Genomic DNA, 26,834 nt, shown 5'->3' with positions numbered 1-26,834 from the left:
AATTTTATTTTAATCTCTACTGATTGAATGGGCTGTTTTGCTAAGGCAAAACAGCCCGGATCATTTTACTTTTTAAATGTTCTGATCAGTGTTATATATCCTTTTTTAATTTCGAAGTCGGTACTACCAATTCTTTTCACTTTTAACAAATAGAAATACGTTCCTTCGTTTAATCCTTCTCCTGTCCAGTTGTTCTGGTAGTTTTTAGCACGATATACTTCATTTCCAAATCGGTTTACAATGGTCAGTACATTTTCCTGATATTGATCTAAACCTCTTATTTCGAATGTATCGTTGGTACCATCGCCGTTCGGAGTGAAAAGTGTTGGTACAAATACGTCAAAGAAATTAATCTGAATAGTGGCAGAAGCTACATTAGTATAATAACCATACGCATCTTTAACTCTGTAGCTAAATACATCATCTCCGGTATAACCCGGGTTTGGTGTATAAGTAATCGTTCCATCAGCATTTACTTTTACCGTTCCATGTTTCGGTTGTACCGTAATTTCAATAGCCAGTTTATCTAAAATAGAATTACCCGGATCATCGTTATCAAGTACTTTGATAATAACCGGTGCATTTGCTTTAGTTTCGGCTTGATCATTATGTGCTACCGGTGATTTAGGAACAGAAATTACTGTTGGGGTACTGTTTCCCTCGGCTGTTCCGGAAACGGCCTGAACTTGAATACCTGAAGGTGTTTTAGCTTTTACAGTTGCTGTATTGCTCACGCTGCCCAAATCTTTATCAGCCTGCGTTAAAGTATATACTTCGGTAACAGTTACTGTAGCACCAGGATTTAATCCGCCCGGAATATCCACCACCTTATTCGTAACGCCCAATTTGGCATCTGTCAATTCTACAACATCCAATGTTACATTGCCTGTGTTTTTAATGGTGAATGTATAAGTAACCTGGTTACCACTGAATTTTGCTGTTTTAACCAATGAAATGGCACCTTTTTCGGGAACTATGGTTACAGTTGGTATGTCGTTATTTTCTGCAGTTCCTGAAATATCACTTAACAATTGTTTATTAGGAGCCTGGGCCACAACTTTTGCGCTGTTGGTTACACTTCCGGCATTTTTATCTGCCTGGGTTAAGGTATAAACAGTCGTTTCTACTGTTGATGTACCTGGTGCCAAGGGAGCAGATAATGTTTTAGTTAAACCGATTTTCGCATCTGTAATGGTAATAGATGATACCGTAACGTTTCCTGTATTTTTAATGGTGAAGGTGTAAGTAATGCTGTTTCCATCTGTACTCAACACGCCTGTTTTAACCATTGTAATTGCAGGATTAGAAATAATTGTACTAACCGTTGCATCATCAACCGCTGGCGTGCTTGGATCATCCGATTTAGGATTAGAAACCGGAGTTCCTTTTGGATCGTTACCTGAAACAGATGCCTGGTTGCTGTAACTTCCGTTATCAATTTCGGCTTGGGTTAAAGTATGTTTTGCCGTAACCGTTGCAGTTGCATTTGGGGCTAAACTGCTCACATTTGCCGGAAGGATTGATCCTGCATCAGCACCGCCATCACTTACTACAACATTTGTAAGCGTTACATTTCCAGTGTTTTTCACTACGATGGTGTAATTAACCACATCGCCAGCTTTACTTCCTGTATTGTTGGCTACTTTGGTTAAAGTCATTGAAGCATTTGGAATAATGGTCACTATGGTGGCATCATCAACCGCTGGTGTGCTTGGATCATCCGATTTAGGATTAGAAACCGGATTTCCTTTTGGATCATTACCCGAAACAGATGCCTGGTTGCTGTAACTTCCGTTATCAATTTCGGCTTGGGTTAAAGTATGTTTTGCCGTAACCGTTGCAGATGCATTTGGTGCTAAACTGCTCACATTTGCCGGAAGGATTGATCCTGCATCAGCACCAGCATCACTTATTACAACGTTCGCAAGTGTTACATTTCCAGTGTTTTTCACCACGATTGTGTAATTAACCACATCGCCGGCTTTACTTCCTGTGTTGTTGGCTACTTTGGTTAAAGCCATTGAACCATTTGGAATAATGGTCACTATGGTGGCATCATCAACCGCTGGCGTGCTTGGATCATCCGATTTAGGATTAGAAACCGGAGTTCCTTTTGGATCATTACCCGAAACAGATGCCTGGTTGCTGTAACTTCCGTTATCAATTTCGGCTTGGGTTAAAGTATGTTTTGCCGTAACCGTTGCAGTTGCATTTGGGGCTAAACTGCTCACATTTGCCGGAAGGATTGATCCTGCATCAGCACCGGCATCACTTACCACAACATTTGCCAGCGTTACATTTCCAGTGTTTTTCACTACGATGGTATAATTAACCACATCGCCAGCTTTACTTCCTGTGTTGTTGGCTACTTTGGTTAAAGCCATTGAAGCATTTGGAATAATGGTCACTATGGTGGCATCATCAACCGCTGGTGTGCTTGGATCATCCGATTTAGGATTAGAAACCGGAGTTCCTTTTGGATCATTACCTGAAACAGACGCCTGGTTGCTGTAACTTCCGTTATCAATTTCGGCTTGGGTTAAAGTATGTTTTGCCGTAACCGTTGCAGATGCATTTGGGGCTAAACTGCTCACATTTGCCGGAAGGATTGATCCTGCGTCAGCACCGGCATCACTTACCACAACATTTGTAAGCGTTACATTTCCAGTGTTTTTCACCACGATGGTATAATTAACCACATCGCCAGCTTTACTTCCTGTATTGTTGGATACTTTGGTTAAAGTCATTGAAGCATTTGGAATAATAGTCACTATGGTGGCATCATCAACCGCTGGCGTGCTTGGATCATCCGATTTAGGATTAGAAACCGGAGTTCCTTTTGGATCATTACCTGAAACAGACGCCTGGTTGCTATAACTTCCATTATCAATTTCGGCTTGGGTTAAAGTATGTTTTGCCGTAACCGTTGCAGATGCATTTGGGGCTAAACTGCTCACATTTGCCGGAAGGATTGATCCTGTGTCAGCACCGGCATCACTTACCACAACATTTGCCAGCGTTACATTTCCAGTGTTTTTCACTACGATGGTATAATTAACCACATCGCCGGCTTTACTTCCTGTATTGTTGGCTACTTTGGTTAAAGCCATTGAACCATTCGATACAATAGTCGTTATTGTTGGATCGTCATTGGTTTCATCCGTACCCGATTTATCTGAAATGTTTGTACCAATTGCCGGACTGGCGGTAACTTCTGCACGATTTGAATAGGTCCCTGCATCCACATCAGATTGACTCAATATATGACTTGCAGTAATGACTACACTTGCGCCCGGTGCCAACTGGCTAACCGGACTTCCGGCAACAATTGCATTGGCATCTGTTACCACTAAATTATTAAGGGTAACGTTACCTGTATTTTTAACCGTGAGGTTATAGTTTAAAATTTGTCCGGCTAAATTTGGCAGGATACCAACAACCGTTTTAACTAAAGTTACTTTTGGAACCGGTGTAATTTGAACTACTGTAGGTAAATCATCAGCATCAGTTATTCCCGAAATATCACTTACTTCTGACGCATCAGGAGCTTTTGAAGTTACAGAAGCACTATTGCTGAAACTACCTTTATCTACATCGGCCTGGCTAAGGGTATGTTTAGCCGTTACTTTTACGGTAGCACCGGCAGCAAGCGTAGTTAAAGTTGCCGGATTAATACTTCCTGCATCTGCACCTTCATCCACTATAACCACATTGGTTAAAGCTGAGGTTCCGGTATTATGTATCGTTAATTCGTAATTAATTACATCCCCTGCTTTAGTTACGGCATTTAATGCTGTTTTTACCAGGGTTAGTGATGAACGGTAAACCGTAGTTGAAACCGAAGAAGTTGCTGCTAAAGCACCAGTTTCAGCAGGCTGTACATTAACCGTATTTAAAATTGTTCCGTCAAAAGTTGATGGAATTTCTCCAGTTACATAAATATTTATCCCGTTTGCAGTACCTGCCGGAAGGTTTGCTGTTATATTAATATCGCCACTTCCATTTGCTACAGAAGTTGTTGCAGCTCCTGTATTATGGATTGTCCATGTTAAATTGGTCAATGCAACCGGTGCAGCATCAGTTACTGAAAGGTTGAGTGCATCACCTGTGCCTTCATTTACCACATTAATCAGGTAACTAATTTTATTGCCTGATCTAAGTACCGCAGGTCCACCTTTGGTTACTTTAATAATTGGCTGTCTGTTTACTGCCGTAACAACAGGTGTAGAAACTATGGCAGTACCTGTTTCGGCTGGTGTAACACTTGCAGCATTGCTAATATTTCCGTTAAAGGCTGGTGAAACAATTCCTTTAATGTCAATTACAATACGGTCAGCCGTAGCCGCCGGTAAATCTGCATTTAAGGAGATGGCATTTCCTGTACCTTGCAAGGCTGATAAAATTGCAGCATTACCTTCTGCTGTTGCCTTCCATTCTACATTGCTGATTTGAGCCGGAACTAAATCTGCAATTACCGAATTTAAGGCGGTACTTGGTCCATTGTTTTTAACAACTATCTGATAGTTTATTGTTGTTCCAGCTAATACAGTGGCAGGTCCGCTTTTTGAGATCAGCAAATCAACAGAAGGTGTTACAACCGTTGAAGCTGTACTTTGAGTAGGTTGGATCCCTGGCTCAGCCGGAGATGCCGTAGCCGTATTAACCAAAGTGTTTTTAAATAAAGGATTAATGGTTCCACTAATCACCACATCAATATTTCCGTTTGCAGGAATATTTGCAGTTAAAGAAACATTATTACCCGAACCGGTATTGCCCGATAATAGGGTTGCGCCGTTGGTAGCCGTGCTTATCCAGCTTACATTTTGAACGTTACCCGGAACAGCATCTGTTAAAGTAGTTCCCAGGGCATCAGATGGGCCTGCATTGCTAAGTTTAAGGGCATATGTTATGCTGCTTCCACCAAAAGAAACCGTCGGAGCAGATTTTGTTAACAATAAGTTAGGCGTCTGTTTAACGGTTGTTACTGCCGGATTAGAGGTTACCGGATTATTTCCAGGCTCTGACGGCGTAACCGTTGCGGTATTTGAAACCGTTCCGGTGGCATTTGAAGCTAAAGTACCATTAATAGTCACATAGATTTTTCCACCTGCCGGAATGTTTCCTGTTAGGGACAAAGCATTTCCCGAACCTGTTCCGTTGGCCGTAACCAGTGCGCCACCTGAAACAGTAGCAACCCACGCTGGATTAAGAATATTTGCCGGAATATTATCTGTTATTACCGCTGCAGCAGCATTACTCGGACCATTGTTGCCCACTTCTATAACATATACAATTGGCTGTCCTGCACTTAATGTGGCTGGTGCAGATTTTGCAATGGTTAAGTTGGTTAATTTGCTTACGGTTGTGGTTACTTCAGTCGAAGATACTACCGGGCTTGTGCCGATTTTCGCATTTGCGGTATTTTTTATCGTCCCTGCAAAATTAGGGTTAATGGTACCGGTTATATCTACAATAATAGAAGTTCCTACCGGAATGTTTGCATTTAACGCAACATTACCCACCCCGCTTGATGTACCTATTACAGAAGCTGCAGTACCATTGTTTGTGGCAATCCATTGAACATTTGTAAGTTCGGCCTGAAGTACATCAGTAATATTTACGGCACTTGCATCACTCGGTCCGGTATTGTCTACCTTAATTTTATAGGTAATTTGATTACCGGCACTGGCCGTAGCCTGACCAGTTTTTTGTACCACCAAAGTTGGTGTACTAACCACATCTGTACTTACTGACGAAGTATTATTTGTGGTATTATAATCTGAAATCGCTGCTGGTAAGGTAACCGTTGCAGTATTTGTTAAGATACCTAAAGCGGCATTTGAAGGTAATTTACCGTTTATGGTCAGGGTTATGAAATTACCTTGCCCGCCACCAATATTACCCGTTAACTGCACTACATTACCTATTCCATTTGCGGTAGAGGTAACAGCTGCCGTACCTGTTGCCTTGGCACTCCAGCTTACGTTTGTCAGCAATGCATTCACATTGTCGTTAATTACGATATCATCAACATCAACCGAGCCATTATTATACACATTTACGGTGTAGGTAATGTTTTCGCCGGCCGAAATACGTTGTGGCCCTGCTTTAATTACAGCAATATCTGTAGAGCGGTTCACACTCGTTGTTACAGAACTTTCTTTAACCTGCCCTGAGGTTGCTTCGGCCTTGTTTGTAAAAGAAGAACCGGCCGTTTGCTTAATAATACCGTTTACCGTTATTAATATATTGTTGTTTCCGGCCGGAATATTTCCTACCGTTAAAATGCTGTTGGAAGTACCGGATGAAGCAGAGCCAGATTTAATAACAGCTACCCCATTTACTTCGGCAATCCAGTTTAACACCTGAACGTCATCAGGTACATTATCTACAATAAATGCATCTGTAATATCGCCTGCACCTGTATTTTTAATTAAAATGGTATAGGTAATCTGGTCACCTACATTTGCATTTGCAGGGCCGGATTTAGCAATAGTAAAGTTTGGATCGTTATCTACAATCGTAATGAAAGACGAAGTATTGTTTGCCAGCTCCGGATCGCTTATACCGGTAGCAACCGTTGCTGTTGCTGTATTTGAAATTGAAGTCCCATCCAATAACGAAGCACTAACCGTACCTTTAATTTTCACTTCGATAACACCAGTTGTTGGTGCAATATCAGCCGTTAAGTTTATGTTTCCGGTACCGGCAGCCTGACTAACACTCGATCCTGCATTGGCCGTTGCTGTCCAGCTAATTGAGCCAACATTTACCGCAGCTGGTAAATTATCCATAATTCGGGTACCAATAGCGGTACTCGGCCCCTGGTTGGTAATTTTTAAAGTATAATTAATTTCTTCCCCTGCTTTGGCATTTGCAGGGCCAGATTTAACAATCCTTACATTAGCCTTGCGTGCAATATTGGTTACAACAGCAGCGCTGGCTGGACTTGGGTCGGTAACGCCGGCTGGTGGAACAGCAGTGGCCGTATTGGTTAAGGTTGTATTTGTATAAGATGGATCTACTGTACCAGTAAGTGTTACAATTACTTTATCAGTACCGCCTGCTTTAAGTGCCGCAATAAGGTTTACACTTCCTGTTCCGCTGGCCTGATTTGTAGTGGCTGTACCCGTCGTTGTAACCGTCCAGCTGGCATTAATAATTGCCGCAGGAAGCTGATCGCTGATTACTGCACCGGTTACATCACCGGGGCCTTGATTTTCGACCGTAATGGTATAAGTTGCCTGCTCACCTGCAAACAGATTGGACGGACCCGTTTTCGAAATCCTTAAATCAGCTTGTTTACTTACGGGTGTGGTTGTTGTATTAGAATTTACCGTTGGGTTACCATTTTCTGCCGGGATAACCGTGGCTGTATTGGTTAACGAATTTCCTGTAAATGCCGGATTTAGTTTTCCGGTAATTTGTACAAGAATGGTATTGGCATCGCCCACCGGGAGATTGCCTTTTACACTTACAGCATTTCCTGTTCCCGTTGCACCAAAGGTTACACCGGCAGCGCCACCGGCAACTGCCGTCCAGCTTACATTTTGAACATCTGCCGGAATTGCATCAGTAATATTTGCATTTACTGCATTACTTGGTCCTGTATTTTTAACGAGTAAAGTATAGTTTACAGTTTCTCCTGCATTTAAAGATACGGGAGCAGATTTTACGATTGAAATATTACTCTTATTCGAAATGACTGTACTCACCGGATTCGAATTCACTACAACTCCGGTTTCCACTGGTGTTGCTGTTGCTGTATTGGTAATGGTTGTATTTGATTGTGATGCAGTAATGGTTCCCTTAACTGTAATCTGAATTTTATTGGCATTACCCACTTTAAGGTTACCGTTTAGGTTTACATTTCCAAGCCCAGAAGCTGCAGCAACTGTTGATGTACCCATACCCGTTGCCGTCCACGAAACATTGGTTAAAATTGCCGGAACCAAATCTGTTAGGGCAATGTTATCCGCATTAGATGGACCTGCATTTACAGCATCAATAATGTAGGTAACCGTTTCTCCTGCATTAGCTGTAGCCGGACCCGTTTTTATTAAACTCACCGAAGGTATTTTATTTACCTGCGTTGTTATGGTATTTGATGTTTTGGCAACAGTTCCTGTTTCAGATGGTGTTACCGTTGCGGTGTTAATCAAACTGGCATTGGCAGATGGATTTACCGTACCATTAATGGTTACCGTAATTTCATTTCCTGTACCAGCTGGTAAGTTGCCAACAAGGCTAATTACATTTCCTGTTCCGCTTGCAGTTCCATCCACAGTAGCTGTTCCGCTTGTTGTAGCCAACCAGCTTACATTTTGAACGTTAGCAGGTACATTATCTGTAATGGTAGCCAAATCGGCATTTGCAGTTGCGGTATTTTTAATTTTTAAAGTATAACTGATGTTTTGTCCGGCACTAATAGTTGCAGGCCCCGTTTTCTCAATTGCTAAAACCGGTATTTTCTGCACATCAGTACTCACAGATGATGTTTTTGGAACTGTTCCGGTTTCAGAAGGTATAGCAGATGCTGTATTATTCAGCACTCCGTTATATGCTGCACTTACTTTACCGGTAATGATCAGCACTATTTTATTTGCTGCTCCTGCCGGAATATTTCCGGTAAAAGTTACATCATTTCCAGTTCCTAAAGCTGTTCCGTTTACAGTTGCTAATCCTGATGGTGTAGCTGTCCAGGTTACTGCACTTATATTGGGCGAAACCAGGTCTTTGATTTCCAGGTTTTGTGCATCAGCCGTACTTGTATTCAACACTTCAACGCTATACGTAATGTTTGCACCCGAAATAACCGATGAAGGTGCGTTCTTAGTGATTGATACTGAAGGAATTCTGTTGATTGCCGTGGTTACAGCTGATTGTGGAGAAGCGCTGTTTAATTCTGTTGCAGTTACATTTGCTGTATTAGTAATACTGCCGTTGTAAGCTGCGCTTGCTTTGCCAATAATAGTGATAACAACTTTATTGCTTGCGCCTGCCGGAACATTTACAACCGTTTGCAGTGTGTTGCCACTACCAGAACCACCGCTGATTACTGAAGCTGAACCTTGCGTTGCTGTTGTCCATGTTGGGTTTAAAACCTCTGCAGGGATTAAATCGGCAATGCTGGCACTTAATGCGTCACTTGGACCGGTATTTCCTACTTCAATGGTATAAGTAATGTTGGTTCCAGAAACCACTGAAGAGGGACCATTTTTAGCAATGGTTAAACCTGACTTAGTAATTACAGAAGTACTTACTTCATTAGAATTAACCGGAGTAACTCCAGCCTCTGAAGGGGTTACTGTTGCAGTGTTTATGATATTAGCCAGTACACCCGAATTTACTTTTCCTGTTACATTAATCTGAACAGTACTGTTTGCTTTAAAATTACCAGTTAAGCTTAACGCATTCCCTGTTCCGCTTGCACCGGCAGTAATATTTGCTATGCCGTCGGTTACAGTACTCGTCCAGCTAACATTGGTAATACCCGACGGAATATTATCCGTAATGATGGTATTGATACTATTTGATGGCCCTGTATTTCTTACCGTAACAGTATAGGCAATACTGTTACCCGCCGTTACATTGGCCGGACCAGTTTTCGTAATGGTAAATACTGGTTTACTGTTTATATTGGTTACCGCTTGCGCACTAACAGGTGTACTGCCCGTTTCTTGTGGTGTAGCAACGGCTGTATTGGTTAATGTACCAACAAAATCTGGTTTTATTGTGCCCGATACATTTAAAATTATTTTATGTTGTGCACCTGCCGGAACATTTGCAATGAGGTTAATGGCATTACCACTCCCAGTTGCACCACTTGTTATTGTAGCGCCGCCTTGTATTTGGGTAGTCCAGCTTACATTAGTTAAATCTGTGGGTACCGCATCTGCAATTTGAACAGCCGTTGCGTTACTTGGTCCGTTATTGCCAACTTCTATTCTGTAGGTAACTGCATCACCCGCCGCAGCAGATGAAGCACCTTCTTTAGAAATTACAATTCCTGATGAACTGGTTACATTAGAATTAACGGATGAGTTACTTCCTGAACCTTGTGGCTCTGCCGGAACAACTAAAGCGGTATTGTTTACACTGCCCGTAGCTGCCGGATTTAGGGTTCCGCTTATGCTTACATTAATAAAATTGGCAGCATTTCCTGCCGGAAGGTTTGCTTTTAAAGCAACTGCATTTCCAGTGCCTGTAGCTCCTGAAGTAACTGTTGCGGTTCCAATTCCGGTTGCAATCCAGCTTACATTTTCAATACCCGCTGGTACGGCATCATTAATGGCTGCATTTACAGCATCACTGCTTCCTGTATTTACAATTTTAAGGGTATAATTTACAATAGAACCAGCCGTTAATCCAGAAGCACCTGATTTGGTTATTGCCAAAACTGGTTTCGCAACAATTGTGGTATTATCTGTGGCTTCATTATTTGTAACCGTTGGATCAGTTATTCCCGCAGGTACAATTAAAGTTGCCTTATTTACTAAAATACCATTTGCACCTGAAGCTACTTTACCTGTAATGGTTAAGGTCGCACTTTCGGTATTGGCTAATTTTAAACCATTCCAATTTCCGGTAGCCGCATCATAGGTACCTGAAGATACGTTATAAGCAGATGCTGTAAAACCAGCTGGTAAAGGATCAGTAACCGTTAATACATCGGCAGCATTCATTGCGCTGATGCCTTTATTGGTTACTGTAATGGTATACGTTAGAGTTTCTCCAGCTACGGCAGGTTTTGGCGAAGCTGTTTTTGCAATTTCAAAATCAATCTGGCGGTTAACCGCTGTGGTTTCGGTAGCTGTATTGTTATTCGTATTGTTATCTGTAGTACCCGTTGGCGCAATTACGCTTACGGTGTTGCTTAAAGTACCTGTTGCATTTGGAGCCACTATTCCTGTAATAACCAGTGTAGCGGTTTGCCCCTGCGCAAGGGTTAACCCCGTCCAGTTGCCGTTAATTTTATTATAAACTCCGGTTGATGGTGTAAAAGTTGAAGCTGTATACCCGGCTGGGAAGCTTTCATTGATTTTTACAACATCACTCGTTACTAAAGCAGATGGTCCATTATTGCTTAGGGTAATGGTATAAATTAAATTATTTCCTGCAATAACAGGTTTTGGACTGGAAGTTTTAGTGATGCCTAAATCCACCACCCGGTTAATTGTTGTATTATCAGTTTTACTGTTATTGCTTAAATTGGGATCTGAAATGGTTGATGGAACTGCAACCGAAACCGTATTACTTAATGTTCCGCTGGCAGATGAAGCCACTGTACCTGCAATGGTTAAGGTAGCCTGCTGGCCAGTTGCTAAACTTAGTCCATTCCAGTTTCCGCTGGTGCTGTTAAATGTTCCGGATGAAGCAGTAAAGCTATTGGCCGTATATCCTGCAGGAAGATTTTCTGTAACCGTAAATGCATCTGTTGTTTTTAATGTACTCGGACCATTATTTTTTAAAGTAATGGTATAAGTAAGGGCCTGCCCAGCAACTGCGGGCTTAGGCAAAGCCGTTTTATTTACTTCTATATCAGCTGATGGTACCGGTGTTATGGTACTTAAACCAGCTGTATTATTCGTTAAATCCGGGTCTGTTTCTGTTCCGGTAACCGAGGCATAGTTAACGTAATCTGTAGCAAGCGCATTTGCATTAACGCTTGCAATAATGGTAAGGGTTTGCGTTGCACCATTGGCAAGCGTTCCAATTAACCATTCGCCAGTTAAAGCACTGTAGCTGGCAGATGAACTGCTCACAAAATTATATCCTGCTTTTAAAGCATCAATAACCTTAACGCCACTGGCATCACTTGGTCCGTTATTTTTAACTGTAAGTGTAAAGCTTACCTGATCGCCTACTATTGGTGATGTTTTATCAACAGTTTTGCTAAGTTGCAGGTTAGCCTGTTTGGTATAAGTAATTTTCACATCATCAGCTGATGCTGCACAAGGGCCATTACTAACGGTCCACCTTAAGGTAGCCGTTGTATTTTCAGCAATCGTAACCGTAGTATTCCTGTTTAATGGATTGGTTATAGTTGCTGTTCCGCTTACTATCGACCAAGTTCCGGTACCAACTGCAGGAGCATTGCCCTGAAGGGTAAAAATTCCTGAATTGTATTGCAAAATATCTGCACCTGCATTTGCAACGGTTGGATTTTGGTTAACCGTTACGGTAACGATATTTGAGGCTACTGAAGTACAAGGAATTGTATTTAAAGTAGAAATGGTATATCGTCTGTACTGCGTAGTACTTGTTAAGGCTACGCTAGGCACATAACTTGCCGTTACGGCACCGTTAATTGCTGTCCAGGTGCTACCGTTTACAGAACTCTCCCACTTGTATGCAATTGTTCCTGAACCTGTTCCATTTCCGTTGGTAACAGAATTAAAAGCTGCCGGCAAAGTACCTGTACAAATGGTTTGGTCAGCACCAATTGTTCCTGGCGTTGGCACATTTTGAACGGTAATTGTAACCGCTGGTGTAGCCGCTTCGCAAGCTACCCCGTTTAATGTAGAAATGTAAACCCTTCTAAATTGGGTAGTGGCAGTAAGTGCACCTGGCGCATAGGTAGTAGCTATAGCACCAGAAATGGCCGACCATGTTGTGCCACCATCTGTAGATTTTTCCCATCTGTAAGATGTTGTGGCACCCGTTGTTCCTCCACTGCCTGAAGTGGTAGAAGTTAATGCAGCCGAGGATGAGCCATTACAAATGGTTTGATTGGTAGCAATATTACCCGCAACAACAGCTGCCTGTACGGTAACAACGATTTCAGCATAATCACTCTCGCAATTCCCATTGGTTTGGGTAACATAAAAACTTGTATTCCCGGCTGTGGTAGTTGTTGGTATAGGTGCATTTACCGAAGAAACCCCACCTTTGGTACGATACCACAATAAAGTATTGCCATTAGTGGCCGTTGCAGAAAGTGCTGTTGCAGCCGATCCTAAACAATAGGTAACCGGCGTTGCCGATACAGTTGGTTTACCCGAAACTGTTGCAATGGTATTGGCAGCACTATTGTTATTCAGGTTGGCCGGCACTTCGATATTTACATCCGAAGAGTTTACATATTTCACCTGAATATCATCTACATAAGTACTGGCGCCAGCTGGTGCAGCTATGGTATATACAATTGGAGGCGTACTGGAACCAGAGTTTAATACTCCGGTATAGGTGTAGGTATAAACATAATTACTTCCGCTGGTTGTTCGGGCACTTCTTGTCCATCCATCATTTAAACCGGGTGTAAAAGTATAACTTGTTGGATAGGTTTTGGTGAGCACAATTTTGTTGCCAGCCGCCGTAGTTGGCAAAGTACCAACATTGGATACAATTGCCGTAAAAACATTTCCACTGGTAGAAAGACAAGGATTAGATACGGTTTTCTGAACGGTAATATCAACATTTTCGGCAAGCACAGGTGTGTTTACCACAGCGGTATTGTTATCAATATCCACATCTGTAATATCAGTCGGTGTAACATTTACGGTATTGGTTAGGGTATTTCCGGCAGGAATTGAATTAATGGTTCCAACTACGGTTACTGTTCCGGTAGAGTTTGGGGCCATATTTAACGATCCTGTAATTTGATTCGTAGTTGGAAGCGGAATACTTGTTCCGGTTTTGAAACCTGCGAAACTTATACTGCTGATGGTAAAAGCCGAATTGCTTAACAAATTTCCGGCGCCATCAGTTAAAATATCCTTAAACTGAACATTATTTACAGCCTCCTGAGTATCGTTAACCACATCGATGGTGTAAGTTACTTTGTTCGCATTAGCGGTAGTAACTGTTCTTAAAAAATCTTTATCCGCACGCTTACTTACCCTAAGGTTACCTGGAGTAGTTACGGTTACATTTCTAACCTCATGTTTATTGTACGATCCACCTGTTGCCGATGTAAAACCAAGCTTAAGCGTAGCGGGTGGCGCGTAACTAACACCGCCCTGATCCACCAGTGAATAAGTAAATAACTGGGTAAAGGCACCACCAGGCGTTGTTGCCCATCTTACAACAATATCATAACGCCCGCTGGCATTAGGTTTAACCTCAATTTGTACCCTACGGTAAAAAAGACCATCACCTGGCCGTGTAGTGGTACCTCCAATGGTATATTGAACGGTATTATTATCTTCTATTGGCAGGGTTTTCTTAGCCAATAACCTGTACTTGTCAGATTCTCGTCCGCGAAGCGTAATACTGTTTGGATATCGCCCCAAAGTAAGTCCTGTGCTGGGCGTATTTTCCGTATAATCACCTCCGGCAAAATTTGAAGAAAAATTCCCAAATTCATCAAGCCCGATACCTAAATAGCCTGCTTTTAGCCCTGCTAAGCCTTGATTGCCACGAGGGGCATAACCAAGTCCGGCGCCGGTTCCGCCCAATTGAAAATCGCTTTGCGAAAGACTCCCATCAAAAAGAAACACAACAATTCCATCAGCGCCCTCACTTGCGTTATGATAGGTTTTGTACTCAAAATCTACCAGTACCCCAAGGGTAGATGGAAACGATTTATCGATAAATGCATAGCCACGTTGGTCGCCAGCATCAGTAGTTAACCTGAGCCAACCTTGATTAACGGGATCTGCCCCGCCAGAAGTAAGACCGGCATCATTACCAAGTTTAATACTTGGGGCGGTGCTTCCTTTAAAATTTTCTGATAAGGTAAATTGAGCGAAAGTTTTTGAAAATCCAAATAACAGGACAACAAAAAATAGAAGTAAACGTTTAGTCATAAACAATTGAGAAGATTTAAGCTTTCCTCAGATTCCGGGAAAAATCTGTCTCAGGCATTTAAGCCGTACTGAAACTGGATTCTGTTCTGAAATCCTACATTTCATACCGCTTTTTCAATGTCCAAAGGAGGTAATTCTCCGTTATCCGGGGCGCAAAAATTCACCAATTATTCTGCATTTATGGCCTTTACAAGGGCTTATGATGTATCGATTTCGTAAATCAGTACATTAAAATTAAGCGGCCTTATCTTTTAGTGTAGACAGGTATGCTGATGGCGTGACATCCATCACTTTTTTAAAGGCCACAAAAAAAGTATTGCGCGAAGAGAAGCCGGCATCATTAGCAATTGCTTCTAAAGTAAATTGTTTCCAGTCTCCCGTATCCAACCTGTTTTTAACATAATTAATGCGCAGGTTATTAATGTAGGTGTTAAAATTAAGATTGTAATGGTTGTTAAAAAGATCAGAAAGTTTATGATTTGGAACCTCAATAACCGAAGCCAACTCGCTTAATGTTAAGCCCGTTTTTTTAAAAATCTGGCTGTTCTTTATAAAATTTTCAAACTGTTCTACTAAGCTAATATCTACTAATTTGATCTTAATTTCATCAAAGGATGGTTTATCTTTCGTTTCTAATGAGGCCTTGCTTTCTGGCATTGCCCTACTTAAACCTGCTACTTTTTCCTGCGGAACAAAACCATAAAGAAATTCGGGATTTAAAAAGAACAAAGCACTCAGTATTAACAAACAAAAACAGATTGCAAAAACAATTTTACTGGAATGTAGAATAGTCCAGGTTTTACCCAAATTATTTAAAATCGTAAAATTTACAATCAACATCCCTATAAAAAGGAGGCCGCAAATGGCTGTAAACAGATAAATCCATTTTATGGTTTGTGTATCCTGATGTTGCTTACGCTGCTTAAATGTGATTAAAAACTGTACAAATGTATAAATACATGCACTTATTGGAAAAGCAAACCAATGCCAGGGGCCAACTATATATTTACTGTCGCCAAAAGCAAAACCAACATCAGCAACCACTTGATTTACAATTATTTGTTGCTCTACTGCACTTAAAAAAGTGTAAGGAATTATAGAGATAACACCTGGAATTGCGATTAGGAAATGAAGCAAATCAATTTTTCTGAAAACGGCATAAGCCGGGGTTAATGACCCTCTGATGTAAAGGTAAAAACAGGGGGCTATAAGGTAATATAAGGGAAGCCCTTTGTTATACAGGCCAGGATAATCTTTAATATATCCAGAATTGGTTAACATATAAATGAGTGCGTACCAGATAATGCCCGTTACTGAAATAGACATTAAAATGCTTAGATAAGGTTTTTTGCGGCCGTAAAAAAATAGCTTAACAACAACCATGCACAACATGAAAATTGCGCCGATAACGGTGATAAATATAGGATGCAAAATAATAGGGCGTATTGGGATATTTGATTCAAAACTACAGATAAAAAATATTTTATGCAGAATTTAATTTTGTTTTTTGACAATGATCAACAAATAAATTCAATACCTATCATCAAGTCTATCTTTTAGTTGAATTATAAATGCTCACCTCTTATCTTAAAAAGCCGTCATTAATTTATTCCTCCAAATGACGTGAAAAACCTTAAGGAACCGAGAATTTTGCAGTTAAGGTATATCAGTTCAGCTGACAAATGAAACCGTTAAAATCAATTACATAAGAAACAGATTCTCTCAGGCTTGTTTTAAAAAAGTAATAAGCAAGAAGATCGGCGACCAGCAACATACTCATTAGGGCATATATTTTTTTAAAAAAAATCTATATTCTACCTTGCTTTATGCTGTATTTGAGGATGGAAAATATAATAAATTAGCCCGAAAACCAGTCCAAAAACAGCAACTTGTAGCCAGCATATTATAATTCCAATGCTCCAAATGTTGCTGTAAGTACTCCAGGACGCTTCTCTTTCATCGAAAATTATGGTATCAATGATGTACCAGCAAAACATCAGCGCAAGCATGCAAAAAACCGTTTGGTAAATAAGCCTGGGTTTCAGCCGGTAATAAATCAACTGTAAAATCCCTATAACTGAAAGAGGCAGTAACGAAGCGCAAAATAAATCGCCAAAAAAACTACATTCTATGCAGCTTGACGACAGCCCGTCGTGGTAATCCCACAATGCCCAATAACCTTGCAAAAGGGTAAACACAACAATACTGGCTATAACAATGCCTGCAAACAATAGTTTATTGGTAGGTCGGTTTTGCATTATGCTATGCTAATTACGTGTTTCGTTATTTGGAATTTCCGGTAATAAATTTATCTGTATATAAACATACTTGTTTTGCCGTTTCCAACAAACTATTTATGGCATTATGCTGCGCCTGGTTTCAAAAAAAAATATTTCTATCAAGAAAAGATTAACAGTAAACGCCTTCTTTATATTCCTTCAAAAAAACGGCATAATCTGTAAACACCAAAGCTGCCTGCTCTGCAGCAATATCTACAACATGCTGTTGCCAGTAATCATCTGATGCAAATTTCATCAATGCATCCTTTGTTGCTGATCTGTCTATGCCGGCACTGCGCAATTGAGAAGATGCTGTTAACACAGCCATATCCCCTATTACCTGGTAAATATTGCGGTAATCCTCTCTAATTAACTTAAACCTGATGGTATCTTTAACCGGCTGTAATTCTTGAATAACGTAATCCTCCCCACGGAATGTTGCCGTACTTAACAAGGACGACGAAACATGCTGCATCCGTTTCTGTACCGTAATAATCCGGCTGGCTTCATTTTCCCAGAGTGGCTGTTTTACCTTAACAAAGGGAATTAAAGATGATGGAAAAGCCTGTTTCATATCAACAAGTAAATAATCTTCTTTTACACGGGTACTCTCCAGTAAAAAAAGATAGCGCTTTTGTCCAATACTACCGGTTCCGGCAAGCCGGTATACTACATCCTTCACCTTATAATTGTAGGGGCTGTCATTATTCACTGCAAGCCAGTCGGTCATCATATTTTTAAGTTCTTCACGTTTCTTTTTTTTCAGTTTAAAATGTCGCTCATCTTTAATATCCAGAACAAGTTTATGTCCCTTTTTGTAGGTTCTTTTCTTTAAAAGATCCGTATAAGTACTTTTTTCGGCACTGTTTAAAAAATCGCACACAATCCCCTTCGAGGTTCGGGGGTCAAAGTCTACTTCTTTACCTATTTGAAGTGTGGAAGAATAATTTCTCACAAAAAGCAGTGCCATGTTCATGGCTTGTTCAAAATCGATTTCAAGGGTTTGAAAGGCAATAAAAATACTTGTTAAAAGCCTGATTACCTCCCAAAGTACCGGCGCCTTCACCGCCTCATCAAAATCGTTTAAATCAAAGTAAACCAGTTTGTTATTTCCTTTGTAACTACCAAAATTTTCGAGATGAAGATCTCCGGAGATCCAACCAATAGGTGATTTTGGGAAGTTTTTGAGCGTGGAGAGCCGTTGATAGAATAAGTGACAAGTTCCGCGATAAAAACGAAATGAATTTTCGCTCATCGCTTCATATTTGAGTGGTAATATTTCTTTTAAACGCGTAACATTAAAGGATTTTATTGCATCAGAAAATTTAGACATAGCGGGAGTTTTTCACAACAACAGGTATAAATACACTAAAGTTTTAAAATAGTTAAAGCGGAGGATAGAAATAATTAGAAACGACTTTCAATCTTTAGCAGAAGCCTTTCAAACCCCATTTTCAACCATCTGAAGCAGGGTTTTGAGGTTGCCATAAGCGTTGCCCATTGTGTTATTGAAATAAGCAAATACCTGCTTTCGTTCTACTAACCAGCCAGCAATATAGGTCGCATATTCGTAGAGAATATCATCCGTATAACTGCCTTTGTAATTACCGTCTGGACCATGAAACCTCAGGTAAACAAAATTTGCCTGACTTTCCTGAATAGGACTGCTTGCTATGCCTTTATCATGAAAAACCATACCAAATTTAAAGTTTTCCAATAATTCATATATAGGTTCAGTATACAATGATGGATGTCGGAATTCCAGGGCAATCTTCCATTCCAGATCAGGATCATTGGCGCGTAATACTTCCATAAGCCTTTTTAACTGGTTAATCTGACCAATCCTTACCCCTGGTGGAAACTGAACCAACAAACATCCTTTTTTATTCCCTGCCTGCGATATTGCTTGCATAAAATGGGCAACATCGTGTGAATTAAATGCCAAATCGCGGTTATGCGTTATGCCTTTGAATAATTTAAAAGTAAAGCAGAATTTTTCGGGTACATCTGCTGCCCATTTTTTAATGGTTTGGGCTTGGGGAATTTTATAAAAAGAACTATTAATCTCAATCGAATTCATTAAAGAAGCATAGTAACAAAGCCTGGATTTTTCCTTAAATTCTTCCGGATAAAACTGCTTATTTGGAACAGGCAGCAATAAACCGCTGGTACCTGAATAATAATGATTGAGTTGAATATCCATTTAATTATAATAGACCCAAATAGATATGGGTACGTAAAATAAATGCCCCCTAAACCGGGGGCATTTCATTATTTATAACTTTGTATTAAAGATTTAATTTCAGTTAACGCATTCTGTATTCCATCGCGTTGTTTGTTCAATAAATCAAGATGATCTGCATGTGTTTTTGGATCTTTTAATACGGCATCATATTTTTCTACTGCCGCTGTTTCACCTATTTCAATGGCACCAAGAATAGCCGCATTTTCTTTGCTGCTTAATGCTTCTTTTATATCTATCCATGTTCTGTGTAAAACACCTAATAGCCCGCCATCTTCATTTTCAGATTCGGCACCATGACTTTTCAGGTGTGCTTTTAGCTCGAGTTCATAAGCTTTACGCTCTGCAGCATATTTTAAAAAAATTGCTTTTAGTTCCAGGTTATCTGTTGCTTCACTTGCAGACTGGTAACCTTCCTTACCATCGTTTATGATGGATATCAAACCTTTAAGATCTGAAATAATTTCATTGTTATTTTCCATGGTATTCATAAGTTTAAGAGTTAACCCATTTAATTGTATAAAAGTTTGGATAAAATTATTTTAATTGCATCCAATGGATTTTATTTCTTTCTTTTTAATTTAAAATGGCTTTTTGAAATTGTTTAAATCTTTAAATTAAATTTTTCCGACTATATTCGGTGCAATTCGATTATCTTATAATAGTTGCCTTTTTATGACGAAAAACATCTTTATTGCATCAGCTGAACCCCATGCCGGAAAATCGGTAATCGCATTTGGATTAATAAATGCACTCCTGACCAAAACCCAGAAAGTTGGTTATTTTAAACCCATAATTGCGCAGGATGATCCGAACCGAAAGGATGAACACGTACAGGCCATGCTGGATTATTTTTCATTGCCCATGCAATATGAAGATGCCTTTGCCTACACCAGGCAGGATATGTTGCAAGAAGCTGAAAATAGTGGCGACATCATTAACACGATCATCAGCAAGTATAAAAAATTAGAGGATAATTACGATTTTACAGTTATTGAGGGCAGTGATTTTCAAGGCGAAGGCATGGCTTTTGAGTTTGAATCCAATGCTTTAATGGCCAGAAACCTGGGGGCACCCGTCTTAATCGTGGTATCAGGAAAAAACAAAACTGCAAGTCAGCTTTTTAAAACAGCCATTAACATTTACCGTAATTTTTTACTTCGTGATGTACAGGTATTGGGTGTTGTGGCTAATATGGTTAACCCTGATGAAGCTGAAAGAATTAAACAGGCCCTAACCAACCAGCTACCCGCAGAATTACTAATTGCAGTAATTCCAATTGAAAGCGGACTGCAAAGTCCAACCATGAAAGAAATTACCGATGCACTGGGTGCCGAAGTTCTTTTTGGCGGCGATTTGCTGGATAACCAGGTCGACAATTTTGTAACAGGGGCTATGATGTTGCCTAATTTTTTAAGGCACATTAAGGATAATTTACTTATTGTAACGCCTGGAGATAGAGGCGATATCATTATAGGCTCTTTACAGGCAAATCTATCGGCTAACTATCCAAAAATTGCAGGTATTGTTTTAACTGCCGGCAGTTTGCCAGACGAACCGATGATTAAATTGATTGAAGGATTACAAACCATTATTCCTATAATTTCTGTACAGCGGGGTACCTTCGAAACCACAACAGCCATTGGATCCATCCACTCTAAAATTACGATTGATAACAAAAAAAAGATTATGCTGGCGATTGATCTTTTTGAAAAGTATGTAGATCTTAATGCCCTTGATACTAAAATAGTAACCTTTAATTATGAAGGAATTACACCACATATGTTTCAATATCAGTTGGTAAAGTGGGCAAAAAGCCAGAAAAAACATATTGTATTGCCCGAAGGAAACGATGATAGGATTTTAAAGGCCGTAGAAAAGCTGGTTGCACAGGATATTGTGGAAATTACTTTACTGGGCGATCCTGCAGAAATTACCGGAAACATTAAACGATTGGGGTTAAACCTGGATCCGGCGGCTATTCACATTCATAATCCTGCACATTCAGATCATTATGATAATTATGTAGAAACCCTGCACGAGCTTCGTAAAGCAAAAAATGTAAATCATGAGATGGCTAAAGATATGATGACGGATGTATCTTATTTTGGAACCATGATGGTATATAAGGGTGATGCCGATGGAATGGTTTCGGGTGCGGTACACACTACCCAGCATACGATAAGACCGGCGCTTCAGTTTGTAAAAACCAAACCTGGTGTTTCTGTTGTTTCCTCCATATTCTTTATGTGTTTGCCTGAGCGTGTTGCCATATTTGGCGATTGCGCAGTAAACCCCAATCCTACCGCCGAGCAACTGGCCGAAATTGCCATATCATCAGCAGAAAGCAGCGCAAAGTTTGGTATTGAGCCCAGGGTGGCCATGCTTTCTTATTCATCCGGAACATCGGGTGAAGGAGCAGATGTAGAACGTGTACGCGAAGCCACTGCAATTGTTAGAGCAAGGCATCCGGAGTTAAAAATCGAAGGCCCCATCCAGTACGATGCTGCCGTAGATCCATTAGTAGGCAAGCAAAAACTTCCCGATTCTACTGTGGCCGGACGGGCGAGTGTGCTTATTTTCCCGGATTTAAATACAGGCAACAATACCTATAAAGCAGTACAAAGAGAAACCGGGGCATTAGCCATTGGACCAATGTTACAGGGGCTTAATAAACCAATAAACGATTTAAGCCGCGGCTGCACGGTTGATGATATTTTTAATACAGTAGTAATTACGGCTATCCAAAGCCAGGAAAAATAGATTTATGAACATTTTAGTAATAAACTCCGGAAGCAGTTCCCTTAAGTACCAATTGTTTAAAATGCCCGAAAAAACTCCGGTTTGTTATGGTATGGCCGAGCGTATTGGAATTGAGGGTTCTTTTATAAAACATACTTTTTTTAAACAAAATCAAAAGTATACCGTAGAAAAAGCAGGCTTCATTTCTAATCATGGCGAAGCATTAAAACAAATACTGACCTTATTAAGCGAAGGAGAAGATGCTGTAATGGTTAGCCCTGATGATATCCATGCTGTAGGGCATCGGGTGGTACATGGTGGAGAAAACTTTGCTGGCCCGGCATTGGTTACCAGCGAAGTTAAACAGTTAATTAAAAAGCTTTTTTCTTTAGCTCCACTTCATAATCCGGTTAATTATAAGTGTATTGAGGTTGCCGAGGAAACCTTCCCAAATGCTAAACAGGTTGCTGTTTTTGATACCGCTTTTCACCAAAGCATTCCTGAAAAAGCTTATCGTTATGCCATTCCTGAATGGTATTACAAAGAGCATGGCATTCGTGCATACGGCTTTCATGGCACCAGTCATAAATATGTAAGTGAGCAGGCAATTGGCTATTTAGGTAAAGAAAATTCAAAAATAATCAGTATTCACCTTGGTAACGGTTGCAGCATTACGGCAATTAGAAACGGGAAATCGGTTGAAACCAGTATGGGCTTTGGCCCGTTAAGTGGTTTAATGATGGGCACACGTTCAGGTGATATTGACCCTTCGGTTATCTTCCAGTTAATGGAGCATTCTGGTTATACGCTGGATCAGCTTAGTAATTTATTAAATAAACAATCGGGTTTGCTTGGTGTTGGAGGTTCGAGTGATATGCGCGACATTAGAAAATTAGCTGCAGAAAATGTTGAAGCTGCCCATCTGGCTTTAAAACTCTACGCCTATCGTATTAAGAAATTTATTGGTGCTTATGTTGCCGTTTTAAACGGTGTTGATGCAATTGTATTTACTGCCGGAGTTGGAGAAAACGATTCAGAAATGCGTAAAGCCGTTTGTGAAGACTTAAATTATCTGGGTATTGAGTTAAATACCAATAAAAACAATGAATATCAAGGAGAATTAACTGATATAAGTACAGATTCATCAGTGGTTAAAATACTTGTTATCCCAACAAACGAAGAGTACGAAATTGCAAATCAGTGTTTTACACTTTTACAAAAGTAACCTTATTAAATCAAAAGGGTTGGTTCCAGGACAAGCAATTTGGTTCTTCTCCAGCCCTTTTCATTTGGCATCTCCTCTTTTAATCAGTGATGTACCCTGTCTTTTGCGGAAAATTAGGTAAGGGTTCTCCTGCCATTTCTAAAAGAGTCGATTCTATCATTTCACACATTGAATTTAATGCCAAATCATTGGCTTCTGTTCCGAAAGGCTCTTCTATTTCATCGGCAATGGCTTCAAAGGCTACAAAAGTATAGGCTATAAAAACCACTATCAAAGGCGTTAACCAGCCCAAACTATCAACCAGTCCAAATGGAAGCAAAAAACAATACAGGTAAACAGTCCTGTGGAGCAATACCCTATAACTGTATGGAATCGGTGTTGACGCAATTCTTTCGCACCCACCCACAATATCAGATAGTTTATTAAAATTCTCTTCAAACGTAGCCTGTATAATTGAATCAATCTTTCCGGACAACTTTGCATCCTGTACCCAAACGCCCATCTTTTTTAATAACAGGATAGGCTTATATTGTGCTGGCAAAATTTCAGCCACTACATTGGCAGGTAATCTTTGCTCCATATCTGCCTTAGCTTCTGTGCCGCGCAACTGGTGTTTTAAAGCATAAGTAAAGGCAATTAATAAACGTACAAAGTTATTTACTTCCTGATTTTCAGTGGTATACCCGCTTATCGTAATGGCCTGCCGGGCCAATGATCGTGTATCATTTAATAATGCACCCCAAAGTTTTCTTCCCTCCCAAAATCTTTCATAACTGGCATTGTTACGAAAGCCTAAAAAAAGTGCTAATGCAATGCCAAAAAGTGTAAACGGAGCCGGATTAAGTGGTATTTTGAACGAAAAAACTGCACCATGTAAATAAACTACACCTAATGCAAATATAAAAAGCAAAGCCAAACGGGGTAACAGCCTCGGAAGTACGGAACCATGCCAAACAAAAAGCAACCGAAACCAGTGTTCTCTTTTCCTTATGATCATTGCGTAAATATCCGGATTATTTTTCAATGGCACAGGAACGCAGCCGAAACTTAAAAACAAAATGGAGAACGCTCCTATTGCTTAATAAATCCTGATTTAGTAAAAATACAACACATGCATCATAAACAACAAAATATAACCCACAAATACACGTAAATTATTTACTAATTTATAATACATAAGCACAATAAAACTTATATTTGACGCAAATATATCCCACCCTTATGACAATTGAAAATGAAGCCAATGATTATGTATTTGCCGTAGGCAAACGGTTTGAAATCTTATTTAAAGACTTAAACTGGAAAGTATATTTTGGCGTAGACAATACTATTATATTTTTTATACCTTCTGATTATAATTTTGAATACAGCGAAAAATCATTTGCACAATTTATTAATGATACTTTGCACGATTTTCAGCTGGAAATAAAGGAAGCTTATATTAATTATTTAGTTTTTCAGAAATTGGAATGTATTTGTAATGTGAAAATGTTACCTGCCGGAAAGTAAATAAAGGTAATTTTCAAAAGCTGATTTCATTTGTCTGTTAGTTAATTCTAATGTACGAATATAATGAAGTACGTTTATTTCAGATCTCCTTTATATCGTTTAAGCATATATATTGCATACTTTAAGGTTTTTCATAAAATGAAACATGAAAAAAAATATTCATAACGGTTATCCTGACCCTAATTTTAAGTCAACTATGTGTAGTTGCACAAAACAACCAGGCGAAAGACAGTTATAATGTTGAAGTTAGAAAGAAGAAAGTAATTTAAACCGGAACAAACCTTATTACTAATTACCTAAATGATTATCATTATTTTCGAATCTTTTTTTCTCCTGATAAGTTAGATATTTGCAAATCAATAAAACTTTCTGTAGACCATTTTATTTTTAAAGGTGCTCCGGCATCCAAAATGGTTTCTTTACTTACATCCTTCCCAGTTCCATAATTAATCTGAGCAAAAGAATTTTTATCAATATTTAAAACCAGGAGCAACCTGCTCCCCTTTTGCAATTGTTTGCTAAATATCCTCGATCGGTAAAATGCTATGGTTTCAAGCTTGCCCGGAACAAGTAATTTTCTTTTGGTCATATCATTCGAATAACTTGCTCTTCCCATAAAGTATGAAAGCTGAAAGTATGTTCCACTTGGGGTAATTTCATATAGTACAACGCCAACATCCATGTCCTTTTTATTAATTATGGCTTTCAATTCGCCTTGAAGAGCACCTGATATGGAAACGGCATTATTAAATGGTTTACTGATAAAAAACAGGCCGTTTTCCCGGTCGATTTCCTTTTTTATTATTGGAGAAGGGTAATAATCATTATTTGAAGAATTTCTGTCTTTCATATCAACAACCTGTTCCATGAAAGTTGCTTTTTTGGGTTTCTGTGCAACCAATACCTTTGATTTTCCAGCTTCGGTATCCAGATAGAAACGTACCTTTTCATTTTCCATTTTATCCAAAGCCGGAGCATGTTTCCAAACGCCCGCACCCATAACCTGAAAGTTTATCTTATCTTTTAACAATTCAGGCTTTTTTCCATTTTTAAGGATGTAATCAAACCATTGAAATGTTATTTCACGCGTGTTAATAAGTGCTACAGGATCTACCTGATATCCTCTTAAATTAGCTACTCCTCCATTTTGAGCGCCAATGTGATCATAAGGACCAATAATTAAATAATGTTTGGCCTTCGGATTATATTTATAATGTTCTCTCAAATATTCAAGTGCCGAAATCTGTCCGTCATCATAATAACCTGTTATGCTGAGTACAGGTATATTAATATTTTTGAAATCATTTTTAAAGGGCACCATAGATTGCCAGTAGGCATCATAATCTGGATGGGAAAGCCATTTCTGCAGCCAGGGATTGGGCGTTCCATCTATACTGTCTATCTTATTATAGGCTGCACCACTTTTCCACCAGTTGATTCTCATCCTCCTCCACCGTTCTCGATCGTTATTGACTACATTATCGGTGAATTTGTTATTGGTTACGTAAAAGGCCCACTGATAATTAGCATTCAAAAAAATATTGTTTTCCATTGGCAGCCCTAAACCGGGAATTGCTGCAACATATGGCACCATAGTTTTTAGTGCAGGGTGCAGGTATTTGGTAGCTGCCCACTGTGCAAATCCCGAATAACTACCTCCATACATCGCCACCCGGCCATCACTCCAGTTTTGGTGGGTAATCCAGCTTATAACCGCATTCACATCCTTAGCTTCATGTTCATAAGGTACGGCCTGATCCTCACTTAACCGTTTGCCTCTTGAATCTGCCACAATTCCTACATAGCCATGGTCGGCAGCATATTTAGCTTCTGTCAAACTTCTGTTGGTGTTTGAATAGATAAAATACATCAATGCCGCCGGAAGCTTTTGTATTACTCCTTTTTTTCTAACAACCACAGCAGACAATGTTACTCCATATTGGGTTTTTATCATTACACTGTCCTCAATAATATAATTTTGTTTATCGGGGAGTGTGAGTTGCTGTGCCCTTATTTTAGTGCCAATAAGCAGGCATAGCGCGGCCATACCAATTTTCATTAAGTTTAATTTATTCATTATATTTTTT

At 39.8% G+C, this 26,834-nt stretch carries 11 protein-coding genes; 3 read left to right on the top strand and 8 right to left on the bottom strand.

Annotated features, from left to right (window positions below; translation table 11 throughout):
* Positions 1-65 precede the first annotated feature (65 nt).
* From R2Q77_RS07720 to R2Q77_RS07695, 6 genes are all read right to left on the bottom strand, one after another.
* Positions 66-14,750: a gliding motility-associated C-terminal domain-containing protein gene (locus tag R2Q77_RS07720; protein WP_316803142.1), complete on the bottom strand. Its 14,685-nt coding sequence runs from the start codon at positions 14,748-14,750 to the stop codon at positions 66-68.
* A gap of 234 nt (positions 14,751-14,984) precedes the next feature.
* A complete protein-coding gene (locus R2Q77_RS07715; protein WP_316803141.1) occupies positions 14,985-16,076 on the bottom strand; it encodes a helix-turn-helix transcriptional regulator in 1,092 nt (363 codons plus the stop codon).
* Positions 16,077-16,564: 488 nt separating this feature from the next.
* Positions 16,565-17,008 carry a hypothetical protein gene (locus R2Q77_RS07710; protein ID WP_316803140.1) on the bottom strand — a complete coding sequence of 148 codons (444 nt, stop codon included), beginning with the start codon at positions 17,006-17,008 and terminating at the stop codon, positions 16,565-16,567.
* Positions 17,009-17,159: 151 nt separating this feature from the next.
* Positions 17,160-18,362, bottom strand: a complete 1,203-nt coding sequence (locus tag R2Q77_RS07705) for a DUF2252 family protein (RefSeq protein ID WP_316803139.1) — start codon at positions 18,360-18,362, stop codon at positions 17,160-17,162.
* 108 nt (positions 18,363-18,470) lie between these two features.
* Entirely contained in the window at positions 18,471-19,232 is a 762-nt protein-coding gene (locus R2Q77_RS07700) for a DUF72 domain-containing protein (protein ID WP_316803138.1), read from the bottom strand.
* Between the two features lie 68 nt (positions 19,233-19,300).
* Positions 19,301-19,753, bottom strand: coding sequence for a PA2169 family four-helix-bundle protein (locus R2Q77_RS07695; protein WP_316803137.1), 453 nt, complete (start codon positions 19,751-19,753; stop codon positions 19,301-19,303).
* 193 nt (positions 19,754-19,946) lie between these two features.
* Between R2Q77_RS07695 and pta the strand changes: the two genes are divergently transcribed.
* Positions 19,947-22,034 carry a phosphate acetyltransferase gene (gene pta, locus R2Q77_RS07690; protein WP_316803136.1) on the top strand — a complete coding sequence of 696 codons (2,088 nt, stop codon included), beginning with the start codon at positions 19,947-19,949 and terminating at the stop codon, positions 22,032-22,034.
* A 4-nt stretch (positions 22,035-22,038) separates the two neighbouring features.
* Positions 22,039-23,238 carry an acetate kinase gene (locus tag R2Q77_RS07685; protein ID WP_316803135.1) on the top strand — a complete coding sequence of 400 codons (1,200 nt, stop codon included), beginning with the start codon at positions 22,039-22,041 and terminating at the stop codon, positions 23,236-23,238.
* Positions 23,239-23,317: 79 nt separating this feature from the next.
* On the opposite strand, the gene R2Q77_RS07680 is transcribed toward R2Q77_RS07685, so the two are convergent.
* Entirely contained in the window at positions 23,318-24,235 is a 918-nt protein-coding gene (locus R2Q77_RS07680; protein WP_316803134.1) for a bestrophin family protein, read from the bottom strand.
* A 224-nt stretch (positions 24,236-24,459) separates the two neighbouring features.
* Between R2Q77_RS07680 and R2Q77_RS07675 the strand changes: the two genes are divergently transcribed.
* Complete coding sequence (locus tag R2Q77_RS07675; protein ID WP_316803133.1) at positions 24,460-24,747, top strand: hypothetical protein; 288 nt, start codon at positions 24,460-24,462, stop codon at positions 24,745-24,747.
* A gap of 310 nt (positions 24,748-25,057) precedes the next feature.
* Here the strand turns inward: R2Q77_RS07675 and R2Q77_RS07670 are convergent, their stop codons facing one another.
* Positions 25,058-26,824, bottom strand: coding sequence for a CocE/NonD family hydrolase (locus R2Q77_RS07670; RefSeq protein ID WP_316803132.1), 1,767 nt, complete (start codon positions 26,822-26,824; stop codon positions 25,058-25,060).
* Between the last annotated feature and the right edge of the window lie 10 nt (positions 26,825-26,834).

This window comes from Pedobacter nototheniae (genome assembly GCF_032678625.1).
GTDB lineage: Bacteria > Bacteroidota > Bacteroidia > Sphingobacteriales > Sphingobacteriaceae > Pedobacter > Pedobacter nototheniae_A.
This window is presented reverse-complemented; position numbering and strand designations above follow the sequence as displayed.

Bases quoted from the DNA above. Each gene is read 5' to 3' on its own strand.
- R2Q77_RS07720 (WP_316803142.1), bottom strand. From the start codon at position 14,750: ATGACTAAACGTTTACTTCTATTTTTTGTTGTCCTGTTATTTGGATTT.
- R2Q77_RS07715 (WP_316803141.1), bottom strand. From the start codon at position 16,076: ATGTCTATTTCAGTAACGGGCATTATCTGGTACGCACTCATTTATATG.
- R2Q77_RS07710 (WP_316803140.1), bottom strand. From the start codon at position 17,008: ATGCAAAACCGACCTACCAATAAACTATTGTTTGCAGGCATTGTTATA.
- R2Q77_RS07705 (WP_316803139.1), bottom strand. From the start codon at position 18,362: ATGTCTAAATTTTCTGATGCAATAAAATCCTTTAATGTTACGCGTTTA.
- R2Q77_RS07700 (WP_316803138.1), bottom strand. From the start codon at position 19,232: ATGGATATTCAACTCAATCATTATTATTCAGGTACCAGCGGTTTATTG.
- R2Q77_RS07695 (WP_316803137.1), bottom strand. From the start codon at position 19,753: ATGGAAAATAACAATGAAATTATTTCAGATCTTAAAGGTTTGATATCC.
- pta (WP_316803136.1), top strand. From the start codon at position 19,947: ATGACGAAAAACATCTTTATTGCATCAGCTGAACCCCATGCCGGAAAA.
- R2Q77_RS07685 (WP_316803135.1), top strand. From the start codon at position 22,039: ATGAACATTTTAGTAATAAACTCCGGAAGCAGTTCCCTTAAGTACCAA.
- R2Q77_RS07680 (WP_316803134.1), bottom strand. From the start codon at position 24,235: ATGATCATAAGGAAAAGAGAACACTGGTTTCGGTTGCTTTTTGTTTGG.
- R2Q77_RS07675 (WP_316803133.1), top strand. From the start codon at position 24,460: ATGACAATTGAAAATGAAGCCAATGATTATGTATTTGCCGTAGGCAAA.
- R2Q77_RS07670 (WP_316803132.1), bottom strand. From the start codon at position 26,824: ATGAATAAATTAAACTTAATGAAAATTGGTATGGCCGCGCTATGCCTG.